Below are 26,359 nucleotides of genomic sequence, written 5' to 3' on the forward strand. Positions count from 1 at the left end.
CAGAAGCTGAAGGATGCACCGATGAGCGGAAAACAGCCCCCCTATGGCTACACGCCCGAATTCGGTCGGGGCTCCGATGGTGGACAGTATTTTCCGGGAGAATCAGGTCCCCCGAGTTGGGGCGCTGAGTCTCAACCGCGGGACTACAGCGGTTCGGTGCCTCCGTATGGATCGGGTTACGGGGACGGAAGTTCCCATTCCGGCTACGGAGTGCCGGGTAGCTCCGACTTCGATGAGAGCAATCCGGTGCCTGTCGCTGGGCCGTCGAGCGCCATCGCCGATAATTCGGCTCCCGTGGTGAACCTCGTCCCGAGCCTCGTTCTCGCGGTCATCAGTCTCTTTCTCTCCGGCTTCATCACCTTCAGTTCCGTTGGGCCAACCGATTCCCCCTATCGCTTGATGTCCCTCGTGGCATGGGCCGCGGCGGGTGTCGTCGGAATCACCGCGATGTCCTTCTATTTCACGGCCGACACCAAGCGCCGTGCGCTCGGTTTCTATCAGATCGTCAGTTGGAAGCAGGCCATGTATTTCGCGACCGTGGCACTTCTTTTCATCGCTGTCGTGTGGTCGGCCGTGGAAATCGGTCTCTGGGTGGGCAAGCTGTGATGTCCCCAGGTATCCGTCCCCGTCGAGAATCCGTTGCACCTACCTCCGGAGGATCACGCATCCACATGAACCAGAACCGTCGAAGCGCACGCCGGGTCGCAGCTGTTGGCTCCGTAGCGGCGTGCATTCTGTACGTCGGTGCTGTCGGTGCTGCGGCCCAGACGCCGGCAGCCGGAGCACAGACTGATTCGCTGACTGAGCTGGGGGCCTGCGTCTCATCCAGAGGCTCGCTCGACGTGCTCCTGCTCATGGATGAGACAGAGTCTCTCATTCACGAGGTCAAGGACGGGACCATCAGCCCCGATCGACCGGGTGCGGATGCCGCGCACAACCGCATCCCCGCGGCCCGTTCCTTCGTCGAGCAGTTGCTGGAGCGTCAGCAGGACCAGGGCTTCACCACGAACATCCGAATCGCCGGCTTCGGTCAGAACTACAACGCAACACCGGAAAACGCCGATATCTACGGTACCTGGATGCCCCTGACCGCGACGAGCATCGGTGACGTCACCGGGATCATCGACGGGGCCCGCGACCGTACCGGCGAGCAGTACACGAACTATGCCAATGCGATCGATGGTGCCTACACCGACTTCTCCCGCTCGGGATCCCCGGACAGTTGTAAACTGCTGGTCACATTCACCGACGGCGCACTCACGGCCGAAGGGTCCGCCACAGCGGATGTCCGGGCCAGGCAACAGCTCTGCGCCCCCGACGGGATCGCGGACAGGCTGCGGAAGGCCGGTATCTCCCACGTAGGGATAGGTCTCGACACGCCGGACAACCGCTCCGACTTCAGTCTTCTGCGGGCGATGACCGCCGGTGGTGACTGCGGTTCGTTACCCGGACGGGGTGCGTTCTTCCCCGCGGACAGCGTGGGATCGCTGTTCGCGGCGTTCCACCGCGCGCTGTCGACCGGCGGCGATCTCAGCGCGGTGACCGGGGTCAGGGAGGATTTCACCTTCGTCCTGGACAACTCCATCGATTCCGTACGCTTCGTCGGCATCGGGCTCGACGATCTCGGGGAGGGGGCGCAGCTCACCCTGGTCAGTCCCGGTGGAGAGGAACTCGTCCTCGACGACGTCAACTCCGGTGCCCTCTCCGGTGCGGAGGTGTCCTGGAATGCCTCGACCACGCCGGTACAGGAAGCTGTCGGTGAGATGCGCCGGACCGGCGGCGACTGGGCCGGCGCATGGAAACTGCGCTTCACGGGGGCATCGGGTGACGGCCGGGTATTCAACTCGGTGCGGATTCAACCTGATCTGCGTCTCAGTCTCGCATCCTCTGAAGGAGGCACCGATTCCAGGGGCTCCCTCGCGGTGCGTGAGGATCAGTCGTTGACCCTGTCAGTCGTGGGCTCCGACGGTCGGCCACACGCGCTCGACGGTAGTGCCGTCGCCGACGTCTCATTCACCCCGGGGGGCGCCACGGAACCCATCGTCCTCGGCCGGAGCATCGATGTCGCGGGCGGCAATCCGGTGGATGTACCGATCGACTCCATCGAGCAGATTCCCGCCAATGGTGTGATTGACGCCACGCTCTCGATCACCACCAGAGGTACCGGCGACATCCCCGGAACCAAACTCGCGCCGGTATCGGTCAGGCAGGCATTGTCTGTGACCCCGGTCGACATGCCGCAGATCTCCGACACCGTGGCCTTCACCATGACCGAGCCCACGGTCACCGTCGATATTCCTGTCACCGGACCTGGGAAAATCTGGGTGGACGACGCTTCGGTCGTCGACACCGTCTCTGCACCGGACGGCTTCGGGGAGATCCGGGTCGGTGGCGCCCACACCGGGGTCGGCAACGCGCTGACCCTGGACAAGGGGCAGTCGGCGGAGCTTCCGGTCACCCTGACCGTTGCTGAAGTGAAGGACGGACTGGTCAAGGGCACCATCCCCATCCAGGTGTCGAAGCTGGACGGGACGAACGAGGCCATCGTGCACGTACCGGCCAGCGGAAACGTGACCGTCCCGCTGAACAAGACGACATTCGTCGCGGCGCTCATCGGTGCTCTCCTGCTGGCGCTGCTCATCCCACTCGGGTTGCTCTATCTCGTGCGTAAACTCACGGCGAAGATCCCGGACACACCGTTCTCCGCGGTCATCATAGACGTCGACGCGAGCAGTGGATACCCCACATATGACGGGCAACCCGCACCGCGCATCGACATCGGATACGCGTCCCGCAATCAGGTGCCCGGCCACGACGGTGTGACGGTCACCGCCGGCCCGTACACACTCACGGTCAAGCACTTCCATCCCAATCCCATCGCGCCGGCTCACGTCCGGGTCGAGCAGACTCCGTCAGTCAACACTAACGGTGACCAGAAGAACCTCCGCGCGAAGCTGCCTCTGGCCGTGCAAGGTTCTTCCTTCCTCGTCGCACGTCCCGATCAGCCCGGCCACTACGATCTGGTCGTCCTTCCCCGTCTCCCGATCACCTCCGCCGCGGAACTGGACAGCCTCTGCGAGAACATCGCGAACAACGTCCCGCAACGTGTGGACCTCCTCAACCAACAGCGTGAGGAGGCTGCGGCACAGTTCGTAACCGGAGGAGGAGACGACGTGGAGGGGGTCGTACCGGTCGCTGCTCCCACCGCACCGGACCGCTTCGGGCAAGCGTCCGGTGGTTTCGGTGCTTCTCCTTCATTCGGTGATTCCGGTGGCTACCAGGGTGGGTTCGCGGAGAACCCGGAGACCGGCGACTCCGACGGTTTCGGTGCTTCTCCTTCATTCGGTGATTCCGGTGGCTACCAGGGTGGGTTCGGGGAGAACCCGGAGACCGGCGACTTCGGCGGTTTCGGTGGTTATCCCGGCGGCTTCGGGGAGAACCCCACAGCGGGTGGCCCCGGCGATTTCGGTGGCGGGAGCTACCAGGGGAGACAGGACCCGCCGGACGGCGACGATGACACCACACAATGGCGTCACCCCTGATCACCGGTCAACCTCTCGAGATCCAGACAAACACAATCAGATTAGGAACGCGCTATGCATAAGGCACTCATCGTCGGTTGCGGCGGCTCGGGCGCAAAGACCCTGGCATTCATGATGGACCAGCTCAAGTCCATGCTCGCGGAACGTCTCCCGGACGACTACCCGACCCCGGCGTCGGTGACTCTGCCCAAGGGCTGGCAGTTCATCAACATCGACGTTCCCCTCGACTGCGAGACCATCAACAAGCTGCCCAACGTCTCCCAGGCCGGCGGTTCCTACATCTCGTGTGGAGCGCACGCACAGTACAACTCGATCGACACCACGGTCACGGCCACAATCGGAAATCAGGCACAGCTCGGCACCGTGTCGTCGTGGCTCGTCGATGAACCCGACGACGTCAGTGTAGCCATCTCGTCGGGAGCGGGTCAGTACCGGCGGATCGGCCGCATGCTGTTCCTCTCCAAGGCGCAGGAGATCCGGAAGCAGCTGGGGCGCGCGGTCGATGAACTGACCCGCGCGAACGACGTCAGTCTGCTGCACAAGAAGCTGCACCAGGGGGATGCCCCGAATCAACCGATCGTATTCGTCGTCTCCTCGATGGCGGGTGGGGCCGGTGCCTCCATGGCGCTGGACGTCTGCCGGATTCTGGCGGATCTGATACCACCGCAGCGCATCGCGATGTTCGCCGTGACACCCGACATCTTCTCCTCGTTCGATCCCGCAGCCCGGCCTGGGACCAACCCGAACGCCCTGTCCGTATTCGCGGAGTTCACAGCCGCGCAGTTCGGGGCCGCCTTCCGTGATGACGCGACCCTGTTCCGGGCGCTCGGTGTCCCTCTCGCGAACCACAATCCGATGCCACTGCAGCGCATTTTCCCCGTCGGCGTGAAAGCAGGCGTCGAGGGCACACTGCTCGGAGACGGAAAACCGAGGACCGTCTACCGTGCGCTCGGGCGAGGCCTCGCTGCGCTCATGATGGACCAGTCGGCCCTGGAGGGGCTGATCAACTACAACATCACCAACACCGGCGGAACCTCCATGAAATCGACTGAATACGGCTGGGGGGTGAACAACCGGGATGTCATCCCCTGGGCCTCCTTCGGCTACGCGCAGCTGTCGATGGGTCGGGACCGGTACGGAGAATACGCCGCACAGCGACTCGCCTCCGAATCCGTGCAGCGTCTCCTCGAGGGGCACCTGGACGAGACGAACGCAGAGGACGGCGACACCCAGATCAACGAACTCATCGAGAAGCGTTCAGGCATTGTCCAGGACAAACTCAGTCGTCTCCTGCCTCCGTCCGGCCGGGTCCCGGCCTGGCTCGACTGGCGTTTCAACGCGGAGGTGAACCGTTGGACCCAGGGAATGGCCGGGAAACTCCGCGAACGGATACCGGCTCCCAACGGCCGCCCCGGAAATCAGTGGATCCACGACATCGACGGTGCCGTCGCCCAGCTCAACGGGGAGGTGGGTAACGATATCGGAGGCTTGCTCTATCAGGGACTCTGGAACTGGGCACAGACCGATGACCTGCAGGAGAAGTTCCTCGACATCCTCCGGGCCGAGATTGCGCGGTACGGCGTGCCCTACGCCGCCGCTCTGCTGGAGAAGCTACGCAACGACTTCAGGGAGAACACCCTCAATGCGCTGCGGGCTGTCGCGGCCACGAGCCCGGGCTTCCGTGTGTCGGATGAGCTCCGCGGTCAGTTGCAGGGGAACAAGAACCGCATCCAGGACGGTCAGGGATTCGAGGAACGCATCATCGAGAGCTGCGTGCCGCGGCTGCGGCACAGTGCGATCATCAACGTCGCCCGTCGCATGGTCCCCATAGCGGAGGACTTCGACAGGTCCTTCCTCGTACCGCTCGCGCAGATCCTCGGTGCGGGGCACCGCAACCTCGAGGCCGCGATGAAGATCACCAAGGACGACAATCTCGGCGCGGCACAGGTGAAGACCGACGTACCCAACCTGTGGCCGGATGAATCCATGGATCGCGTGCCGGAGAGGTTCTACCAGGCCGCCAACGAGGTGTTTCTCACCGATGTGGGTTCGTTCCCGCAGCAGTTCCAGGGAGATGTCCTCGCCTGTGTCCGTGACGCGGTCGACTACAGCGCCGCACTGCAGGAGGCGGCACGCACCATCGTCGCGGGAGACTGGGATTCCGCGGCGGGATCCGACAAGGCACCGAACGACCTCCTCGTTCTCGTCGAGCCCTGGGTGCCCAGCGAACTCGTCCGTACCCCCGGCTCGGGAGACGACAACCGGGACCCCCAGCCGGCGCGTCTGGAACTGCACGCCAGTCCGAGGCAGGTTCTGTCGCGGGCACGCAGCTACGTGCTCCGCCGCGACTACTCCTTCGAACGGTTCATCTCGGTGTCGCTGCGGGACTACATCTACAACGCGCAGACCGACGCGGAGCGCAACGAGCGGATCCTGCGCCTGGCGGACTGTTTCAAGCGCACGATGACCGCCTCCCTGCCACTCGCGCAGGTGAACAACGAACTCGTGCAGCGCCTCTACGGCGAGTCCGTGAGCTACCACTTCAACTTCTCGAAGATCCCGCTCGCCGGCGATGCCGCCCTCGAGAAGGCACTCAACGACGTCGCGGGTGGCTACGACCACTACAAGCCCGAGAACAAGGCTGAACCTCTGCGGGAGAATCTCTCGACACAGGGTATCGAGCGCTCCATCGACATCTTCGGTTCCTACCCGAACTACGCACCGATCGTGTTCGACTCCGTCATGGAACCGATCCGTGCCCAGTGGGACTCGACCCACGGTCAGGATCCGGCGTTCTGGAAGTGGCGTCGTGCCCGTCCAATGACGGGTGCCATGCCGATGTCGGATGCGGAACGTTACGCGTTGATCGGTGGTTGGTACATCGGTCGACTCACCGGTCGCATCGGGTTCCCCAACACCCTCGACACGGACGACGACAATCCGGTTCAGGTCTACGACGGAACCAATCAGGAGTGGATCGCCTTCGAGGCCCCGATGCTGACTCCGCCGAGCAGGTTCCGGCACAAGATCGACTGGCTCCCGGCGTTGCTGGAATCCTCCACCCTCGCGTGGATGCGAGCCGGTAGCTATCCCCTGATGGAATCGGTGCGCCCGTACACGGTGATGCGTGGTCTCTACGACGACGGGATCACCCCGACCCGGGGCGCCCGGGTGCTGTCGGGTGTGCGGCTGCTCAACCGGTGGATCTTCGACGGACTCTATCCGGATGAGACCACGAACACGCTGCCCGGCGTCGCGTCATCGGTTCGGCCCGAGGACCGGATCCAGGGAACCGGTCCGGATGTCACACCTGAGGAGCGCGTTGCGGCTGCGAAGGCCTGGCTAGGTCGGAACTTCGAGTTCGCCCGCAAGATAATGCCCGGTGATCTGGCCGCACGGGGGCAGCGGATCAACTACGGTGCCAAGAATCTGGGGGACATCAGCAAACGTGGTGACGCTGTGCGATTCCCCTTCCTGCGTGACATCGCCTACGACATCACGGAGGTGACGAAGCAGATCAGTCTCATGCTCGATGAGGCGTACAAGATGGGTCCACCCGAACCGGAGTCCCCGGAAAGTGACCTGTTCGGCAGTTCCTTCCGTGCCGCGCCCCAGGAGAATGATTTCGACAATCCGACCGCAGATTTTCTCGATGGAGCCGATGACCTGTGATGGAACTGACGGTTCTCATTTCCCGGGGTACCTTCGCCAACGGTGTCCGCCAGACCCTGGAGGATTTCGCGTTGCTGGGTCTGGTCAAGGACATTGTCTGGATAGACATCGACACGTTCGAGGACCAGCACTCCACGGTCACGTCCATGGGCGTCGACGAAACGCCATTCCTCGAACGCGAGACGTTGCAGCACGCTCTGCAGCGTTTCCATCCCGACAAGATCAGCTTCGGTTGCGTCAACGTCGTGGACGAGGAGGACGGGACAGTCAACCGTCGGATGTTCCGTCGGATGACCGATCCGTTCTTCAACGCCGGACTCGACGAAGGCATCACGCGGACCAACCTCATGATCACCCGCGTCGGCGGGCGCACGGGTGATGACCTCCCCGTATTCGAGGACTGCGTCAATCTCCTGCTCGCGCCGGAGGACTCACTCGGGCCGAACAACAATGCCGTGACCTTCGACGTCGACAGTCCCTCGGAGGATTTCATGCTGTACTGCGCAGCAGGGGTCACCAGCGTGTTCGGGGTATGGTGCGGCATCGAGGGAAATCCGACGCACGGATTCCCGCACTCCCGGGACGGGAACTTCCATCTCGTCCGCAGCTACTACCGTCGTATCGACGCCCAGGCGGTGCAGCAGCAACTCAAGTTCGGGATACTGGACACCGAGACCAATCCGCGCCCGGTGTCAACCGTCGGGGGACGTCTCGTCTACGGGGACTACGCTCCGGACAAGGAGAAGTTCACGAGGAACGCCACCGACGAGTTCATGCACCACTACCGCGACCAGTTGCGTGGACCGAGATTCAATCCGAAGGTGGAGGATACCCAGAGGATCACGATCGGGAAGGCGATCGGAACGTTCATGAAGACGTTCGCGGTCAATTTCATCAGCCACTCCGGACGGGTATTCAGTACGTTGACCGAAGAGGGCAAACGTAGCGCCGAACTGAAACTGCAGGAAAAGCTCTACGGTATGACGGGCAGCCGCGTCCAGGTGGGCGGGGATCCCCGCGGCCCGGGGACTGTCTCCCGGGGATCCGGTCCCAGGGCGGGTGCCGTCCGGGATGAGGAACTCGCCCGGGAGCTGCGCGGCATGTGGCGAACGTACGTCAACATGTCGTTGACGATGATCGACGGCAAGCCACGGAGTATCGGACAGGACCCCCGACCCCGGTTGCCCGTCGCCGTGCAGGTTCCCTCCGCCCCGGATGAGGCACGGGTGGCACGCTCCGCGAACGACGTGGTCCCCGGCCCCGGGTGTCACTTCGGACGTGACCTGCCGCACCACCTGCTCAACCGCATCAACATGTCATCGGTCGCCCCCTACGACATCGCGGGGGCGGAGCGGTTCCAGAAATCACTGGGTGATCCGACCATCGGGCAGAGCCGGAACATCCCGAAGATCATCAACAGCTTCCACACCTGGCGTGACGAGCACGCCGACAGCTTCGCCAATCTCGTCGGCCGGTCGATTCTCGAAACCGGAACTGACCTCCGGAGAGAGCACGCGGAGCGGGAGCGGCGACTCGCGGAGCTCCGGGCACGGAGGCGCACCGACGTGGAGCACTCGAAGTTCGCCTCGACGATGCGGTGGCTGGGATGGGTGACGATACTCTCCCTCATCGGATTTCTGCTCACCTGGTGGGGCGGAAACCAGATCTTCGGTGGCGACGACACGCAGTTCGAACCGTTGTGGATCACCGCACTGAACTCTGCCAGTGGATCGACGCTGTCCTGGTACTTCGGTGGCTGGTTCGTGTTGTGGCTGTTGTTCTTCTCCCTTCAGATCGCTGCGCTCACCGGTGAACAGATTCGCCTGCTCAACCGCCGTGACCAGTATCTGAGCGACCTGAGGGCCGCCGAGAAGAACCTCGAGGCCTGTGAACTCGGACTCCGCCGTTGTGAGGTGGCCTACAACCAGTTCCTGGCCGTGTCCGATATGGTCGGATCCGTCGTCCAGTACCCCTTCGGTACGGTTCGGGCGGCCGCGGTCGACACCGTGTGCCCCGCCACACAACTGCCGGATTCGGTGCTGTTGGCCGAGGCCCGCCCAGATGAGAGCGTCATCCAGGATGTCGCGCAGCGCTACCGCGTCGGTATCTATCAGACCGGCTGGCTCGACGAGTGCTTCCAGAAAGCGGAACAGCGGGTCGTCGCGGAGATCGACGAGCGCGAGGGGCGGATAGACAACGACGTCAACACCGATGCTCTCCTCGCCCAGCCGGGCCGCGGATCAGGGAGCCTCCTCGATGTCGTGTCCCGACGTATGTCGGACCCCAGCTTCTTCGGTGTTGATCGCAGTCACGGGCGTTGGGAGCGCATCTCGACCGCCCTTCAGACAGATTCCCGCAGGCAACAACTACTGAGGCCCCTGGCGACGACCGACGGGAAGGTCCTCGGGGAAGATCGTCTCGTGGACTTCCCCGCGGTGAAGGACAGCGGCCGTTTCAACGGTACGTTCATCACCCACCAGGGGCGGGTGGCGAACTTCCACGGAGTGGCATCCGGCACCATCGTGTCCGGTACTTCGCCGCTGGATTGCCTCGGGAGCAGCCAGGTACTCGTCCAGCTTTCCGGATCCGGGAACCGGAGCTTCCTGGTTCTCCGGGAGACGGGAGAACAGGAGGAACCCGGTCGCGGGCTGACGGAGATGGATTTCGGTCCCGACTTCTCCGCCCGTCCGGGGGATGCCGGCTTCGGTCCGGGGTCGTTCCCGACGGTTGATCCGGCGAGTTCCGGCCCTCACGGGCCGGAAGATGAGTTCAGTTTCCTGGACAGTGACCTGACGAAGGACCTGTAGCTACGCGGTGGCGATCAGGCCACGGCACGAACCTCCAACTCTGAAACGGTGGCAGCATCAGATTATGTCGAACATCAACTCCCGACAGACCCGCCTCGAGCTACTACATCGGTGGTACAACCACGCGTTGACCTTCTATCCGGCCACCGCGCTACCGGCCCCCGGCCATCTGGAACGGATCGCGGCAATGACCGGAGCCATCGATTTCACCAACGCCCCGGATCGGGTCCAATCCTGGCGCGGTGAGCTCAACCGGCTGGTGGAGTTGGCCGATGACGGCAGGGGAGCGGAGTTCGACGACGATCCGACGGCGTTCTGCGGCCCGATCGTGTCCCGCTACGGGATCCTCAAGAGGTGGCGGACTCTCGCGTTGAAGCGCTACGACGAGGCTGCGCTGCCGACTGACGCCCACCTGCGGAAGATCGCCCACGATTTCCCCGCTGCGCTGAGACCAGGGGTCAGGGGCCGGCCGAGACAGGTCGAGGACTGGGTCCCGCAGTTGAAGGAGATGCTTGATCTCCGCGAGGCGCACAAGACCGGAGAGATCAACCGATCGATGGAGCGTTTCCTGACCCGGCGGGAGCCAGCTGGTCGAGACGGAACACCTGACCATGTCGCACCAGGGGATTCCGGGGCCATCCCCGCACAGGTACCGTACGGCACGTCGCGCACCCCCCTCATCTCCTTCAACAACAGGTCAGCGAAGGCGGGCGACGGAAGCGGAAACGCCCGGAACAGACAGGGGCGGACACCGTTTCGAACGCCTTTCTCCATCGATCGGGAATCAGAGGCGGAAACCGGTGCAGGTGTGGCGGGGGAGCATACGCAGAGGGCGACCGCAGACGAGGACGTCGTTGCGTCCACACCGACCGGTGACCCGCAGCAGCGGACCACCGGCGCCCCGGAGTCGGCAGACGGTTCCTGGCACCGTGCCGAGACACCCGTGTCGGAGGACCCCGGCACGGTCCCGTCGGTGACGGATGATGACCCGATCAGCCCACTGAAAGAGGCGGAGACCCGGGAGCTGCCCGAAACCGATGACGAAACGCCCGGGACCGAGGTTGAGACCATGCCACGTCCGGAGGACATCCGCGACTACAGTTTCAACAACTTCCGTTCGATGACGGCGATGGACGAACCGCAGCCGATCGCCGGCGCATCGTTGGAACGTACGATCAACGCGGACGGGACGGTGCGGCTCGACTGGAGTGTTCCCGACGAGAATCCCGGGGAGACCGGTGATGCCGCGGTCCGGCTGTACCGTGTCGTCCGCGACAACCGGGTCCTCGAACGGGACCCGGAGGACGGCTACCTGCAGTGCGTCACCGTCGGGAACGCCTGGGCCGAGACCGAGCCGCAGCACGGGGCCGTCACCATGTACCAGGTGTGGGTCAACAGCGGTGTGGACGAACAGAGGGCACTTCGCGCCGAACCCGAGCTCGTCGGCGAGACCTACGTCATCCATCCCGTCACGAACTTCAGCCTCAGTGCCGTCGGTCAGGAGATCACCGGACAGTGGGAGGACATCGGCCCCACCGAGCGGGTCGCGGTATTCAGCTGTGCCGACGACGGGCAGGTGTTTCACCGCCGGAACGAGATCTGCGCGGAGCTTCCGAACCGGAAGGGCTTCAAGTGGCAGACGGCGCAGGGAGGGGTCAGGCACAGATTCGTCGTCGCGCGCGTGGTGCGGATCCGCGATGATTCGATCATGTCGGACGCCTCGGAGGAGAAGAGTGTCCTTGTGGACGCTGAGGTGCAGGCGGTTGACATCTCCGTGACGGAGCGGGAGGGATTCGACGGCACCGAGTTCGAGGTTTCCTGGGCCCAACCCCCCTCCGGGGAGGTCCGGATCTACCGGACCAGGGAGGAACCACCTCCGGAGATCACGGGACTCGAATCCCTCGAACTGTCCGGTCTGCGGCGGACCTTCGACGACCAGGATTGGCAGAACAGCATCGAGGGGACCGACCACGGATGTACGGTGGGGTGGCCGAGGGACTGGTACTCGATCGTCCTCACCCCGGTTCACGTGGACGGGCAGGTGTGCCGGGTCGGGAGCCCCCGGCCGTTCAAGCGGGTCGGTGGTGCGACCAACATCGAGTTGCATGAACGGGTCACCCACCAGCTACTCACCTTCGGATGGCCCCACGGAGCATCGCGGGTGACCGCCTACCACCAGGAACACCCCGACGACTGCGGCGACGAGATCGGTGTACCGGTCGCCATCGGCACGATCGACCGCAAGGAGTACACGAAACGCGGTGGAATGATGCTCCACCCGCCGCTACCGAGTCGGGGCACTGTGATCCTCGAACCATCCACGGTCTACCAGCGTAAATCGATTCTCGGCGAGCGGGGCACCGTCGCCTACCGGGGATGCGTGCGCATGAGCTACGAGATCCATCCGGTCGGGCAGCGTCCCGGCCTATTCACCATCGGGATCTTCGGTGAAAGGCCGATGATTGGTCAGGAACGGTCCTTCACGCTGGTGGCCCAGCGGGACCGCCTTCCACTGGAGAAAGCTGACGGCGTTCGGGTGGAGGTGGACTGCATCCACCAGGATCAGTCCTGGACCGGCCAACAGGGACTGTTCGCGAGGGAGTTCACGAGACGCGGGGAGCAGCCGCCGGTGTACTGGACGTTCAACCTCGCTTCGCTCGAGAACTACCCGGACGGCGCGTTCCTCCGGGTGTTCCCGGATGATCTGCAGGACGAGAACGGACAGAGCATCGCGCTGGACGATCCGTACATCGCGTGGCTCAACATCGGTTATCTGCGCCGACAGGCGTCGGCCGCGGGTCAGAAGTACCAGGCGCAGGGGTGAGGGCCACATGTCCCGTGTGAGTTCCGCCGCCCCGGGCGCACGTTGGGCGCAGGTGACGTTCGCGTCTTTCGGTGCGTCCGCCGGACGCAGGACCGGCGGCTGGCAGGTCGGTCCGTACCTCGACGCCTCCCCGGAGCAGCGGGACTGGATAAAGCAGAACGCGGTGACGCAGCTCTCGCCGATTGAACCGATCAGCGACTACATCAGCGACGCACAGGTGGATGCACTGCCGAGGTGCTTCACCTACCTGCCGGAGGTGTCGATCGGCGGTACGGCGGCCAGCGTGTACCTCCAGGCTGTTCCCGCGGGCCGGGACTCCACGAACCGGCAGGGAAACGTATTCACCCACGCCTTCGTGGACACGCAGCCCTGGTCGGATGTCTCACCGTGGTACCCGGTCGACTGTTTCGGATCCCCGGATTTCCTCCGGCCGTTCACGATCAGGATGGTCGACAACGTTCAACCTGCCCGGACCCCCACAGGCGGCCCTCGTCCGGGTGGTGGGTCCGTTCCCACGGCTGAGGAAGCCATCGGGTTCATCCTGCGCGATGAGCGGCGGGCCGGTGTGCTGTACCAGATCCAGGACGCCCTGCAATCGCAGGTCGCCACCGTCGTTCTCCCCGTCCCGGACCGTGCGACCGCCGCCGCGTGGCTGAAAGCGGTGTCCGTGACCATGTCTCCGATCGAGGCACAACGCCTCCTGCGTTTCTCGACCTTCATGCGTGGCAACGCCGTGTCCGGTTCGGGACACGATGGTGCACCGGCCCTGGTGTGTGTTCCCGATGTCGACACGCACCTGGTTCCGGTACGTCCCGGGATCACCGTCATATCCGTTGACGGTGGAGGCGCGGGCCCCCAGACCGATTGGTCGACGGACACCGCCGAACTGCTGATCCGCGGCGGGCATGGTCCACACAGTCACATGGACGACATCGTCGACGCGTTCAGGGAACTGACCGAGCCGCTGAGGGGCAGGCACGAGGTGCCCCGATTCGGTGCAGGTCTGGCGGCGCTCCGCGGAGTCTCATCCGGGTCCGTCGGACGTACCGGGGACAGTTCCTGGTCCGGGATCGGAGACGGGACGTTGTCCTGGGGAGATGAACAGGCGGAGCCCGGTATCGCCGGGGGGAATGTGGACCGTGACGGAGTTCTTTCCGCGGCGGTGGATCTGGACGGGTTCGGGGACACCGGTTGGGGTGATCCCGTCGCCGGGGAACCGGGCGGTGCGGAATCATGGGACGTGGATGCCACCCGCGCCCCCGAGCCCGCAGATCCCGCAGTCGCGTGGGAAGCCGGGGTGATGGACCAACTGCGCAGCCTGGGGTGCACCGGCAACGGATGGGAACAACCGGCCGGGGACCTGCGGATCATCCCGGAGTCCGTCGGTCGTGCCCCTGCGTTCCCGTCCGAACGGGTCCTTGCGATGCTGCAAACGGGTTTCTCCGGTGCCCTGGCCGCCGCCGGTACGGACACATCCGCCTGTTCCACAGCCTGTGTCGACGCCGCAGTCGAGATGCTGGACCTGGCGGTGAGGACCGGGCTGATAGATTCCCGGCAACCACCGGCGGAGATCTGGGGGGCGGTTGCGGCACACAGTCGTGTGGTCATGGAGTGGTTCGCCGCCGCCGGATGCCCACCGCTCGATGCGGAGACCCGGACGATGATCTCGGGGTGGTGGAACAGCATCGTCGAATCGGACACCGGTCCGATGCTTCGGCTTCTGGGCAATCCGGGGTCGTTGACGAGTGTCGACAAATGTGAGGCCCTCGGATTCGCGGGAGCCACGGGAGGCCTGCGGAGGGTGGAGTTCCTCGGGCACCGGGTACTGCACGATTCCAGGTCCGCCCCGACCCGCGACGTCGTCGAACTGTACGGTCTCGTGGCGGGGAAACTCGCCCAGCAACTCCAGCGGCACCCCGGGATTGCGCCTGTCCGGGGGCCTCTGCTCGATCGCTGGGACGACTGGTACAGCCAGTGGGAGAACCGGGAACGGATCGACAGGATCATCAGGGGTGTGAACGGCTCGGGATACTCGACCCTGAGTTTTACGGCGTCATTCGGGCCACCTGTCGGTATCGACCAGATCATCACCAGGTTGCGTGCGGGCTACTCCCATTTTCTCGTTCCGCCCGGGGAGAACCACTGGCCACTGTCCCACGATATCGACGCGGTGCTGGCGCTACTGCGGTTGCGTTTCACCGTCGCTGACTTCAGTCATCTCGGGCCATTGCTCAGCGCCGATGGCGCGGCCGACAGAGAGTTCCGCGGTGCCCTCGACCACATGCTCGTCCACGTCGTCGACTGGGACGCGTTGGCGCAGCCCGTGAACGACACGATCGCCGAAAAGGTGCAGGACTTCTACACCCGTTGTCTGAGGAACGACCTCGCCACGGCGACCGCAGACAGTGCGGTATGGGAAAGACACCGGACGATGCTCGAAGCCGAGTACGAGAGACTGGGGGACCCGGGCACTTCCGTCGTGAAACCGAACTCGCGGTATTGGACGATCCGCCGTCAGCTCATCGAACTCCACTTGTCAACCGGTAGCACGCCTGCCGGTGAGGAAAGGCAGTAGAACGCAATGCCCACAATCCAACTGCAACCCGGCGACCGCTATGACACCGGGCAGCCCGCATCCGCTTTCGGCGAATTGACCTGCGAGGTTGTGACGAAACAGAAAACCGTGCTGCCCATTGAGCTGCAACTCCGGGGGGCGGACATCACCAGTCCCCCGGAGCGCGGTTCGGTGGAGTTCCGGTTCCGTGGAGACAGGCTGCGGATGCGCAACCTCACCGGGTCGGTCAGAGTTCTGCTGACACCGGGGCAGGGGGGTACAGCATTCCCCCATGATGCGAGTGCCCAGGTGTCGTACCTCCTGCACGGTGAGACCGCAGCGCAGAACACCAGCCTGCAGTTCCCCCGGTACAACGTAGGGGGACTGGGATCCTTTCCGCTGTGCACGCTCTCCGGAGAGTCCGGGACCGTGGTCATCGAGGTCAACCAGCAGATCGTCGGTGTGGAACTCGATGATCTGTCGAGCCGGGTCCGTGGAACGCTGTGTACCGCGGTCGGCGCGGACACACTTCCGGCCGATCTCCGCCGAGATGTGTCCCTGGTGATCGATGCCTCTGCCTCAATGTCACGGACCACGCCCCCGGACGCTTTGGCGGCTATGTACACCGTGGCCTGTGGCGTCTTGTCGGTGGTCTCACAGGGGAAGACGATCACTGTCTCGAGCTCTGCGGGGGAACCGCACCGCGCGCTCGAGAGTCCCGCCGAGATCGCCGGACTGGCGCAGCTGGAACTGCCGTACAACGAAGTCGGATTCCGGCTGAACCGGCCACTCCGGGACGGGGAGGCGGTACTCGTCGTCTCCGACGATCTTCCCGCTCCGTTGGCCCGGCACAACGGTCCCGTGCACCTGCTCACGACCCGTGCCCCGATTGGTGCGGGCGACTGCTCCCACACCCTGTTCACCCCGGCGGTCTGTAAGGCGCTGTCGGACGGAGACACCTCCATCATCGCCGACGACGTGCACGCCATCGCCCGCACGCTGGTCGGCGGAAAACTCTAGGGGACCCAACGACATGACGAATACGCAGACCCACATCGACCGCAGGACAGCGCTACTTCCGACGCGCTGTCCGTACACGTTCCAGATCATGGGGGAGAACACGGATCTTCCCTGCCAGACGAATCCGGAACGCTATCCACTCCCTGACGGGTGGGCGGGTACCGGCACGTTGACCTTCGCGATGGCGGGGGCCAGGGCATCGGGCAAATCCCTCTACATCGCGGTCGTCGTGAAACTGCTGGAACAGCTCGTCGAGAACAATGGATTCGTGTTCGAACCCGCCGATGATCCGACCCGCGACATCTACCGCGAACAGTTCGAGGAACCCCTCTTCGAGCAGATGGGTCTGCCCGCACCGACGAGCACCGGTGAGAACGAGGGGGCATACCAGAATCAGCCGCTGATCTTCCGCATCGGTACCCACCTGAGAACCGACGTGAACGGTGAGCGCGTCTACCAGCCGATCAATGTCGTCATCAGGGACGTCGCAGGTGAGGACTTCGCACAGGACCACTTCCCCAACATGCGCGAGCGCATGCGGTTCTTCCGGTTCGCCGATGAGATCATCTTCATGTTCGACCCCGTGCGGGTACCGGAGATCAACAATCTCCTCGAAGGCGCGATTCCGTCGCTCCCGAAACTCGACACCCACGACACCGAGGATCCGGCCACCGTCCTGTCGAATCTGCTCAGCCTCATCGAGCCGGGGGATGACCCGCTCATCGCCCTGATGCTGGCGAAGTTCGACACGATGCAGGAACTGGCGAAGGTCGACCAGGCGGACATGTACTACGGGTCCGAGGACAAGGTGAACTGGCAACGGGTGATGAATAACTTCGGAGCGGGATTCCGGCGTGAATCCGGTGACGTCTCCCAGCCCTACAGCCTTCCCAACGGGGAGCTGCTCCACCACGAGGTCCTGAGTCTGCTGCGTTGCCTCGACGCGATGGCCTTCCTGAATCGGCTCAATGAGCCCGGACGTCGCCTGCGGTACCGGTGTTTCGCGGTGTCCGCCCTGGGAACCCCGCCGGAGACCGGCTCATCGGTGTCGCGGTCGGGGATCGCGCCCTTCCGCTGTCTCGACCCATTCCGGTACGTCCTGGCGCAGTGGGGACTCCTCAACGGTGATCCGACGGATCCGGGGGCGTTGGGATGACCGGCGGACAATTCTGGTTCGACGATGCGGTGGCCGACTTCACCCGGGTACCGGACCACGTGCTCTCCCCACGGCAGTTCGCGGCTCACCCTCAGCGGGGCGCGGAGGGCAGCCCGGAGGACCGGTACGACCATGCGGGGCGGAGTCCGGAACAACGGCCACCGCGATCGGGGGACTCACCCGTCCAGCCCGGGCGGGACGGGGCCCCGACGAAGACGACCGGCCGGAGAAGACCATTTCGTAAGGGCAATCGCTGAGGCCCGGTCCAGCCCCACCCCTCCGACAACCGAAACGACAGAATCCGCCCCCCACCCATCACAGATCGGATATCGACCATGAACACACCGAACCCACCTCAGGGAAGCTGGAACCCCGGCCCGTACGATCCTTCGGCCCCGGCCCCCGGCTGGACCGCCAGCCCGAACCAGGCGCCCCCGTGGGATCCTGCAGCCTCCGGTACGGACATGAGTCAGGCCCTCCAGCAGGAGGAGGCCCGCACCGCCGAACACGCGGAGATCTGGGAGCGTGGTGTGGCCCGTTGGCTACTGATCACGACGGCCCTGGCCGCGTCAGTGGTTGTGGTCGGCATGATGGCGTGGGGATGGCAGGAGCTCTTCTGGCTGGAGCTCCTCAATGACCCCAACAACTACATCGAAACCCCTGAAGGCAAGGTACTCGTCAACGACGAACTGATCGACCTTCTGGAGCAGGCGGGACGATCCGTCGACACCGCACCCTGACCCGTCGCCGGTTTCTGTATGGATCGCTGGATCACCACGACGGCGCCTCCCGGGACGTGGCCACCGGGTGACCGACGGCATGAGCTGATGTCATCGCTGTACCTGCGGAGCTCCGGAATTCGTATGCCTAGGGGATCGGATCGTATCTGCACGCGGCCATGAAATGTCCCGGAGCGTGCCGGGCGTGCGCCGTGCAGTCACCGCCGGAGGGGCAGCGGTGGGTGCTCAGATCCACCCCCAGGGCGACGGGCCCCGCCACTCCGGATGGAATGGTGGGGCCCGTCGGGTGACTGTCCGGGAGAACTACTTCTTCAGACCGTCGATGATGCTGTTGAACTTCTCGCTCGGGCGCATGACGCCGGCGGTCTTGGCATCGTCCGGCTGGTAGTAGCCGCCGAGGTCGACGGGCGCGCCCTGGACCTCGATGAGGGTGGCGTCGATCTCGTCGACCGCGTCCTTCAGTTCGCCGGCGACCTTGGTGAACAGCTCGGCCAGCTCGGTGTCCTCGGTCTGCTTGGCCAGCTCGTCCGCCCAGTAGGTGGCGAGGTAGAAGTGCGAGCCACGGTTGTCGATCTCGTTGACCTTGCGGGACGGGGACTTGCCGTCGTTCAGGACGCGCTCGGTGGCGCGGTCCAGGGCACCGGCGAGCACGTTGGCGCGCTCGTAGCCGCTGCGGGCGAAGTGACGCAGGGACTCGGCCAGGGCGAGGAACTCACCGAGGGAGTCCCAGCGGAGGTGGTTCTCGGCCTCGAGCTGCTGGACGTGCTTCGGGGCGGAGCCACCGGCACCGGTCTCGAACAGTCCACCGCCGGCCATGAGCGGAACGACGGAGAGCATCTTGGCGGAGGTGCCGAGCTCGAGGATCGGGAAGAGGTCGGTGAGGTAGTCACGCAGGACGTTGCCGGTGACGGAGATGGTGTCTTCGCCGCGGCGGATGCGCTCGATGGAGAACTTCGTGGCCTCCACCGGGCTCATGATGCGGATGTCCAGGCCCTCGGTGTCGTGCTCACCGAGGTACTTCTCGACGAGTTCGTTGAGGTTGCGGTCGTGGGCGCGCTCCGGGTCGAGCCAGAACACGGCGGGCATGCCCGACTGGCGGGCGCGGTCCACGGCGAGCTTGACCCAGTCGCGGATCGGGGCGTCCTTGGCCTGGCAGGCGCGCCAGATGTCACCGGCGGCGACCTCGTGCTCGATGAGGGTCTCACCCGCGGAGTTCGTGACCTTGACGACGCCGTCGGCGGCGATCTTGAAGGTCTTGTCGTGGGAGCCGTACTCCTCGGCCTTCTGCGCCATCAGGCCGACGTTCGGGACGGTGCCCATGGTGGTCGGGTCGAAGGCACCGTTGGCACGGCAGTCCTCGATGACGGCCTGGTAGACGCCGGCGTAGGAGGAGTCGGGCAGCACCGCGAGGGTGTCCTCCTCCTGGTCGTCCGCGTTCCACATGTGGCCGGAGGTGCGGATCATGGCAGGCATGGAGGCGTCGACGATGACGTCGGACGGGACGTGCAGGTTGGTGATGCCCTTGTGGCTGTTGACCATCGCGAGCGACGGGCCTTCGGCCAGTGCCTTGTCGAAGGCGGCCCTGATCTCGGCGCCGTTGTCGAGATTATCCAGGCCGGAGTAGATCGCGGCCAGGCCGGACTCGCCGTCCAACCCTGCCGCCATCAGCTGGTCCCCGTACGCCGCGTAGACGTCGGCGAAGAAGGTGCGTACGACATAGCCGAAGATGATCGGGTCGGAGACCTTCATCATCGTGGCCTTGAGGTGCACGGAGAAGAGGACGTCCTCCTCCTTTGCGCGGGCGACCTGCGCGGCGAGGAACTCCTGCAGTGCGGCGGCACGCATCACGGTGCCGTCGATGACCTCGCCCTCGAGGACCTTGAGGTTGTCCTTCAGTACCGTCTCGCTGCCTTCAGCCGCGACGTGCGTGATGGTGAGGGTGTCGGCGGCCGGCATGATGACCGACTTCTCGTTGTGGCGGAAGTCGCCGTCGTCCATCGTGGCGACGTTCGTCTTGGAATCGGCGGTCCAGGCACCCATGCGGTGCGGGAACTTGCGGACGAAGTTCTTGACGGCCTCGGGTGCGCGGCGGTCGGAGTTGCCCTCACGCAGGACCGGGTTGACGGCGGAGCCCTTCACGGCGTCGTAGCGGGCGCGGACGTCGGCGTCTTCGTCGGTCTCGACCTTGTCCGGGTAGTCGGGCAGGTCGTAGCCCTGGGACTGCAGTTCGGCGATCGCGGCCTTCAGCTGCGGCACGGAGGCGGAGATGTTCGGGAGCTTGATGATGTTCGCCTCGGGCGTCTTCGCCAGCTCGCCGAGTTCCGCGAGGGCGTCGTCGACGCGCTGGTCCTCGGACAGGCGGTCCGGGAACTGGGCCAGGATCCGGCCGGCGAGAGAGATGTCGCGGGTCTCGACATCGATTCCCGCGGTGGAGGCGAATGCCTCGATGATCGGCTTCAGCGAGTAGGTCGCGAGCAGCGGTGCTTCGTCGGTGCGGGTGTAGATGATCTTAGCCAAGAGGGACTCCCAGAATTATCGGATATGGTTCGACTCCTCAGAATACCTGTTCAACGTTCGGCCGGTGGCGTTCTCACCCCATGAAAAGGGTGGAAATGGTGTTCGGAGCACGCCCGGGGCAGCGGGTACCGCTATCCGGGAGACAGAGGGACAACCCGGTTCGGGGGCGATCCGGATCCAGCTCACAGCGACCACCCACCCATCGACTCCGCCACGATCGCTCCGCGTGGTGAGGCTGACACCGATAGTTGAGAGTACGGTTCCCTCGTGCAGTTGCGAAGAATCCGTGAAATCACCGAACCCAGACGCCGCCCGCTTCCTGACCAGACCGAGATCTCGGATATCCGGCGGCGGTGGACGATGCTCGCCCTCGCCGCCGGAGCCTTCGGGATCGGCACTACCGAGTTCGTGTCGATGGGTCTGCTGAATCTCATCGCATCCGACTTCTCCATCGGGGAGGATGCCGCCGGACGGATCATCTCCGCGTACGCGCTGGGCGTCGTCGTCGGCGCGCCCCTGATCACCGCGGTGACCGGGATGATCCCGCGGCGACGCCTGCTTATCATCCTCATGTTCGCCTTCACGGTGGGCAACGGGTTGTCGATGCTGGGGGAGAACTACCATCTGCTGCTCGCCGCCAGGTTCATCGCAGGCCTGCCGCACGGAGCGTACTTCTCGGTCGCCGGGTTGGCCGCCGCCTCTCTCGCCCCCGAGGGGCAGCGGGGGAGGGCCGTGGCTTTCGTCGGTATGGGACTGTCGGTCGCGACGGTCATCGGTGTCCCCGCGGCGCAGGCCCTCGGGGAATGGCTGGGCTGGCAGGCCGCCTACGCACTCGTGGCCGCCATCGGCACCGGCACGTTCGTCGCCCTGTGGCGCCTGATGCCGCACATGACCCGGATGCCTGCGACCCGCCCCACGACGGAGCTCGGGGCGCTGGCGAGACCGCAGGTGTGGCTGACGCTCGCCATCGGTACCGTCGGTTTCGGCGGTATGTTCGCCGTCTACACCTACATCACGTGGACCATGACGGAGCACGCTGGAATGCGTCCGGACCTGATGTGGGTGGTGCTCGCCGCCTACGGCATCGGCATGGTGCTGGGCAACGTCGTCGGTGGCCGGATGGCGGACCGGAACCTGGAGATCGGGATCGCCGCTTCGCTCGTCGCCATCGCGATCGCCCTCGTCGCGTTCTCCGTCACCTCGTCCGAGCCCTGGTTGGGCACCCTGAATTTCGGGATCATCGGGTTCTGCGGTTCCACGCTCGTTCCCGCCCTGCAGATCCGGCTGATGGACGTCGCGGGGCGCGCACAGACGCTCGCAGCGGCGCTGAACCACTCGGCGCTGAATGCGGCGAACGCGTCCGGTGCGGCGATCGGCGGAGCGGTCATCGCCCACGGCTTCGGATACTCGGCTCCGGCGCTCGCCGGGGCGGGCCTCGCCGTCGCCGCCCTCGGCATCTGGGTACCGACCTACCTCCTGCGACGGCAGGCACTGCGCCGTCGCCGGGGACTGTTCTGACGCGGTTTTCGGTTGCGGTACCCGGTCCGGGAGATCACGGGAGACCGCACGCCGGGTCCGGGGATGGCCGCGCCGCGGTCGCTGACTATCGTTGTGGGCATGTCTTTCACCGTCACCACCGTCAACGTCAACGGAATCCGAGCCGCCGTGAAGAAGCGGAGCGAGGAGAACCTCGGGCTGCACGCCTGGTTGGAGCGGTCCACCGCCGACGTCGTGCTCATGCAGGAGGTCCGGGCCAGCGACAAACAGGCGCGGGAGGCTCTCGCGCCGGCGCTGGACTCCGGCTGGCACTGGGCCGGTGCGGAATCGGTCGCCAAGGGGCGGGCCGGGGTCGGGATCCTGTCCCGGACCCCGTTGACGAACATCGAGATCGGTTTCGGGTCCTTCGCCGACGCAGGAAGGTGGATCGCAGCGGACCTCGTCGAGCACGGTGTGCGGGTGGCGTCACTGTATCTCCCCTCCGGTTCCGCGGACACCACCAAGCAGGACGAGAAGTACCTCTTCCTCGACGAGTTCACCGATGTCCTGGCGGTACAGGCCGAGGCCCACGAGAACATGGTCATCGGCGGGGACTGGAACATCTGCCACCGCTGCCAGGACCTGAAGAACTGGCGGACCAACAGGAAGAAGTCCGGGTTCCTGCCCGACGAACGCGCGTTCATGGACTCCGTCTTCGGCACGTTCCCCGATGACTCCACCCAGGTGGAGGGGGCCGGGGTGTTCGCCGGTGCCGTCGACTACGTCCGTGCCGAAGATCTGCCCGAACGCGTGATCCCGGATGAACCCCGGTGGTTCGACGTCGCCCGGCGTCTGCAGCCGGAGGGCGAGGGGCCCTACACCTGGTGGACCTACCGCGGAAAGGCCTTCGACACGGACGCCGGGTGGCGCATCGACTACCAGGCGGCGACCGGCGCCATGCTGGAGCGGGCGGAGAAGACCTGGGTGGACAAGGCCAGCGACTATGCGCTGCGCTGGTCCGACCACTCGCCGCTGAACGTCACGTATCGCTGAGCGGGCGGGTCGAATTCCGGATGACGAGTTCGGAGGGCAGCTGCCGGTGTCTGCGTGGTTCCCCGGCGATGATCCTGTCGAGTTCCTCGAGCGCGGTTCTCCCCAACGCCGTGAAGTCCTGCCGCACCGTGGTGAGGGAGGGGTTCTGGAACTTGGCCTGCGGGATGTCGTCGAAGCCGACGACCGAGACGTCACCGGGAACCGAGATCCCCGCCTTGTACAGGGCGTGCATCGCGCCGATGGCGATGTCGTCGTTGCCGGCGACGATGGCGTCGGGCAGACCCCTCGAGAGGAGCTGCTGTCCCATCGCGTATCCGCTGGCGCTCGACCAGCTGTCGCCGATGAGCCAGTCCGGTTCGGTGTCGTTCGCCGCGCACACCGTCCGGAAGCCGTTGAGTCGCACCTGGGCGTCCTGCCAGCGGAGATCACCGGTCAGGTAGACGGGTGAGGTGCACCCGATGTCGAAGACGTACTGACTCGCGGCGATCGCTCCGTCGTACTGGTCGATGGACACGGTGGAGACCCGGTTGGTCTCGTGTCGTCCGGCGATGATGACCGTGCAGGGGACCTGTGCCTTCGCCGCGATGATCGGGAGCACGTCGGAGGTGCGGGCGAGCACCACCATGCCGTCCGGATTCGTCCCGTGCAGATAGGAGATCGCCCGGCGCAGTGAGCTGGGGCTGTCGGTCGGGGAGGTGGCGATCACGATGTGCCGGCCGCGGGAGGCCAGTTCGGATTCGAGGGCGGAGAACAACCGGGCCACGCCGTGCCGGATCTCTCCCGTCACGAGGAGCCCCGTCGTCTTCGACTGCTTCGAGGCGAGTGCCCGGGCGGCGAGGTTCACCTCGTACTTGAGCATCGCGGCGGCGTCCTCGACCTGACGTCTGGTGGCCTCGGAAGCCGGACCCGAGTTGTTGAGCACGCGGGACACAGTCTGGACGCTCACTCCGGCGAGGGCTGCGACGTCGCGCATGGTCGCGCGGTTCGGTGCGGATTTCACAGTGATCGTCTCCGTGGTGCTGCGGTTCTGGAAATACCAGTGTAATCCGGGGGAGGAAACGAATATACGACGCCCCACAGAATCCGGGTCGGGGATTCTGCGGGGCGTCGTATGAGATCGGCTCCTTCGGATCAGAGAACGACACCCTTCTTCAGGATGATGTTGCCGTAGAGGGCGGTCTCGCCGGTGATGAGCACGGCCCGGGCCTTGCGCGCCTGGTCGTAGAAATCGAAGCGGTCGAAATGTCCCTCGGTGTGGTGCTCGGGTTCGGCGTTCTCGATGATCTTCCGGTAGGTCGGCCAGATCTCCGGGGTGGGATCGTCGCCGAGCGTGTTCATCAGCGCGAACTGCCAGTCGTTGTAGGGATCGAGCGGCATGAGCTCGAGGATCGCCTCGAGGATCTCGGGGATGCCGTGGCCGTCGGCCCGGAGGACGTGGTCGTTGAATTCGGCTCCCGGGAAGTTCGCGTCGGCGATGACGATCTCCTCACCGTGACCCATGTCCATGAGCACGTGGACGAGGTCCGGACTCAGGATCTTCGGGATGTTGTTCAGCATGGTGGATACTCCTGTTCGGTAGCGGTCGGATCAGTGGACTACTTGGTGACCAGGGCCTCGGCGGGGATGTCCGCCCGCTCCTGCCAGTACTCCTCGATCTCCTCCAGGGACTTGCCCTTGGTCTCGATGACCTGCGTCAGGATGAACCAGACGGCCAGGCCGCTCATGACCGCGAAGAGCAGGAACACCCAGGTGCCGATGGCGGCGATGAGGTCGGGGAAGATCAGCGACAGCAGCGCGTTCATCGTGTACTGCGCGAAGGTGATGATGCCGACGCCCAGGGCGCGGGCACGCAGCGGGAAGATCTCGGGGACGTAGGTCCAGAACACCGGGCCGAGTCCGAAACCGAAGGAGAAGACGAAGAGGAAGACCGCGATGATGGCGAGCGTCGCGTTGGATTCCGCGAAGAACGTGAGGATCAGCAGCGGCGGGATCTGTCCGGCCAGCGAGACCGTCAGCAGCTTCTTCCGGCCCCACCGGTCGATGAAGGGCAGTGAGACGAAGGTCGAGATCACGAGTGCGATGCCGACGCCGTAGTTGGCGACGATACCGGCGTTGACCCCCATGTCCAGGTGCTCGAAGATCTTCGGGGCGTAGTAGACGGCCGCGTTGATACCGGTGAAGACCTGGAAAATGACCAGCACGAAGGCGAGGATGACGACGGGGCGGAAGGTGCCGAACAGCTCCTTCATCCCGGCGCTCTGCTGTTCCAGGGACTTCTGGATGTCGGCGACCTCACGGTCCACCTCTTCCTTGGTCTCCCGGACCCGGCTGAGGGTCTTGCGTGCCTTCTCGATCTGTCCGTCACGGATCAACCACCGCGGGGACTGGGGCGACAGTGCCATACCGATACCGAAGATGAGCGCCGGAACCAGGCCGAGCCCGAGGGTCCACTGCCAGCGGTCGCTGATCGAGAAGTAGTGGCCGACACCGTAGGAGATCAGGATGCCGAAGTTGACGGAGAGCTGGTACAGCGACGCCATCATGCCGCGCAGATGCGCCGGGGCGATCTCCGAGAGGTAGATGAGGCCGAACATGTTGGCGATACCGGCCGCCATGCCGAGCATGAAACGGAACGCCATCAGTGTCTCGGGGTTCGGTGCGAGAGCGCAGCCCAGTGAGCCGACACCGAAGATGACGGCGCCGACGACGAGGAGGTTGCGACGCTCGATCTTCTTCTCGAAGGCGGTCGCCACCGCGATGGACGGCAGGGCACCGAAGAGCAGGAAGGAGACGATCAGGCCTTCCGCGGTGGGGTTCAGGCCGAACTGCCGGGAGATGTCCGGCAACGCCAGGGAGATCGCGCCCGAGTCGTAGCCGTACAGTAGACCTGCGAGGCCGCCGAGAACGGCGAACACGTAGACGATCGGTTTCGTCCGCGGGAGCTCAGTGCTCGCGGCGGGTGCGGCGGGTGGAGATGAATGCGTCATGGTCTTGTCCT

15 protein-coding genes are annotated in these 26,359 nt (G+C 64.9%); 11 read left to right on the top strand and 4 right to left on the bottom strand.

The features are described from left to right. The first annotated feature begins 246 nt into the window (after positions 1-246). The 9 genes from JDV75_RS06955 to JDV75_RS06995 all read left to right on the top strand — a co-directional run bounded on the left by JDV75_RS06955 (position 247) and on the right by JDV75_RS06995 (position 18,315). Positions 247-606 carry a hypothetical protein gene (locus JDV75_RS06955; RefSeq protein ID WP_198738541.1) on the top strand — a complete coding sequence of 120 codons (360 nt, stop codon included), beginning with the start codon at positions 247-249 and terminating at the stop codon, positions 604-606. Positions 607-671: 65 nt separating this feature from the next. Beyond that, positions 672-3,542 (top strand): vWA domain-containing protein, encoded by a 2,871-nt coding sequence (locus JDV75_RS06960; RefSeq protein WP_198738542.1) that lies wholly within the window; start codon positions 672-674, stop codon positions 3,540-3,542. A gap of 54 nt (positions 3,543-3,596) precedes the next feature. Beyond that, positions 3,597-7,214, top strand: coding sequence for a tubulin-like doman-containing protein (locus tag JDV75_RS06965; RefSeq protein ID WP_198738543.1), 3,618 nt, complete (start codon positions 3,597-3,599; stop codon positions 7,212-7,214). After that, positions 7,214-10,021 carry a hypothetical protein gene (locus JDV75_RS06970; RefSeq protein WP_198738544.1) on the top strand — a complete coding sequence of 936 codons (2,808 nt, stop codon included), beginning with the start codon at positions 7,214-7,216 and terminating at the stop codon, positions 10,019-10,021. The genes JDV75_RS06965 and JDV75_RS06970 overlap by 1 nt, the downstream gene beginning before the upstream one ends. A gap of 64 nt (positions 10,022-10,085) precedes the next feature. Next, a complete protein-coding gene (locus tag JDV75_RS06975) occupies positions 10,086-12,845 on the top strand; it encodes a SaeA-related protein (protein ID WP_198738545.1) in 2,760 nt (919 codons plus the stop codon). A 7-nt stretch (positions 12,846-12,852) separates the two neighbouring features. Continuing rightward, positions 12,853-15,420, top strand: coding sequence for a GAP1-N2 domain-containing protein (locus tag JDV75_RS06980; protein ID WP_198738546.1), 2,568 nt, complete (start codon positions 12,853-12,855; stop codon positions 15,418-15,420). Positions 15,421-15,426: 6 nt separating this feature from the next. Next, entirely contained in the window at positions 15,427-16,419 is a 993-nt protein-coding gene (locus JDV75_RS06985) for a hypothetical protein (protein ID WP_198738547.1), read from the top strand. A gap of 13 nt (positions 16,420-16,432) precedes the next feature. Next, entirely contained in the window at positions 16,433-17,575 is a 1,143-nt protein-coding gene (locus tag JDV75_RS06990; protein ID WP_198738548.1) for a hypothetical protein, read from the top strand. A 464-nt stretch (positions 17,576-18,039) separates the two neighbouring features. Continuing rightward, positions 18,040-18,315 carry a hypothetical protein gene (locus JDV75_RS06995; RefSeq protein WP_198738549.1) on the top strand — a complete coding sequence of 92 codons (276 nt, stop codon included), beginning with the start codon at positions 18,040-18,042 and terminating at the stop codon, positions 18,313-18,315. A gap of 303 nt (positions 18,316-18,618) precedes the next feature. On the opposite strand, the gene JDV75_RS07000 is transcribed toward JDV75_RS06995, so the two are convergent. Continuing rightward, positions 18,619-20,832 carry an NADP-dependent isocitrate dehydrogenase gene (locus tag JDV75_RS07000; RefSeq protein ID WP_198738550.1) on the bottom strand — a complete coding sequence of 738 codons (2,214 nt, stop codon included), beginning with the start codon at positions 20,830-20,832 and terminating at the stop codon, positions 18,619-18,621. 267 nt (positions 20,833-21,099) lie between these two features. On the opposite strand from JDV75_RS07000, the gene JDV75_RS07005 reads away from it, so the two are divergent. Next, positions 21,100-22,350, top strand: coding sequence for an MFS transporter (locus JDV75_RS07005; protein WP_248096015.1), 1,251 nt, complete (start codon positions 21,100-21,102; stop codon positions 22,348-22,350). 99 nt (positions 22,351-22,449) lie between these two features. After that, a complete protein-coding gene (locus JDV75_RS07010; RefSeq protein WP_198738551.1) occupies positions 22,450-23,361 on the top strand; it encodes an exodeoxyribonuclease III in 912 nt (303 codons plus the stop codon). Here the strand turns inward: JDV75_RS07010 and JDV75_RS07015 are convergent. The 3 genes from JDV75_RS07015 to JDV75_RS07025 form a co-directional block, all read right to left on the bottom strand. Next, positions 23,348-24,361, bottom strand: coding sequence for a substrate-binding domain-containing protein (locus tag JDV75_RS07015; protein ID WP_198738552.1), 1,014 nt, complete (start codon positions 24,359-24,361; stop codon positions 23,348-23,350). The two genes, JDV75_RS07010 and JDV75_RS07015, sit on opposite strands and share 14 nt — an antisense overlap. Positions 24,362-24,492: 131 nt before the next feature. Beyond that, positions 24,493-24,918, bottom strand: coding sequence for an RbsD/FucU family protein (locus tag JDV75_RS07020; protein WP_198738553.1), 426 nt, complete (start codon positions 24,916-24,918; stop codon positions 24,493-24,495). Positions 24,919-24,956: 38 nt separating this feature from the next. After that, positions 24,957-26,348, bottom strand: a complete 1,392-nt coding sequence (locus tag JDV75_RS07025) for a sugar porter family MFS transporter (protein WP_198738554.1) — start codon at positions 26,346-26,348, stop codon at positions 24,957-24,959. Positions 26,349-26,359: the final 11 nt, after the last annotated feature.

Origin of the sequence: Corynebacterium meridianum, assembly GCF_016342265.1 — a bacterium.
GTDB lineage: Bacteria > Actinomycetota > Actinomycetes > Mycobacteriales > Mycobacteriaceae > Corynebacterium > Corynebacterium meridianum.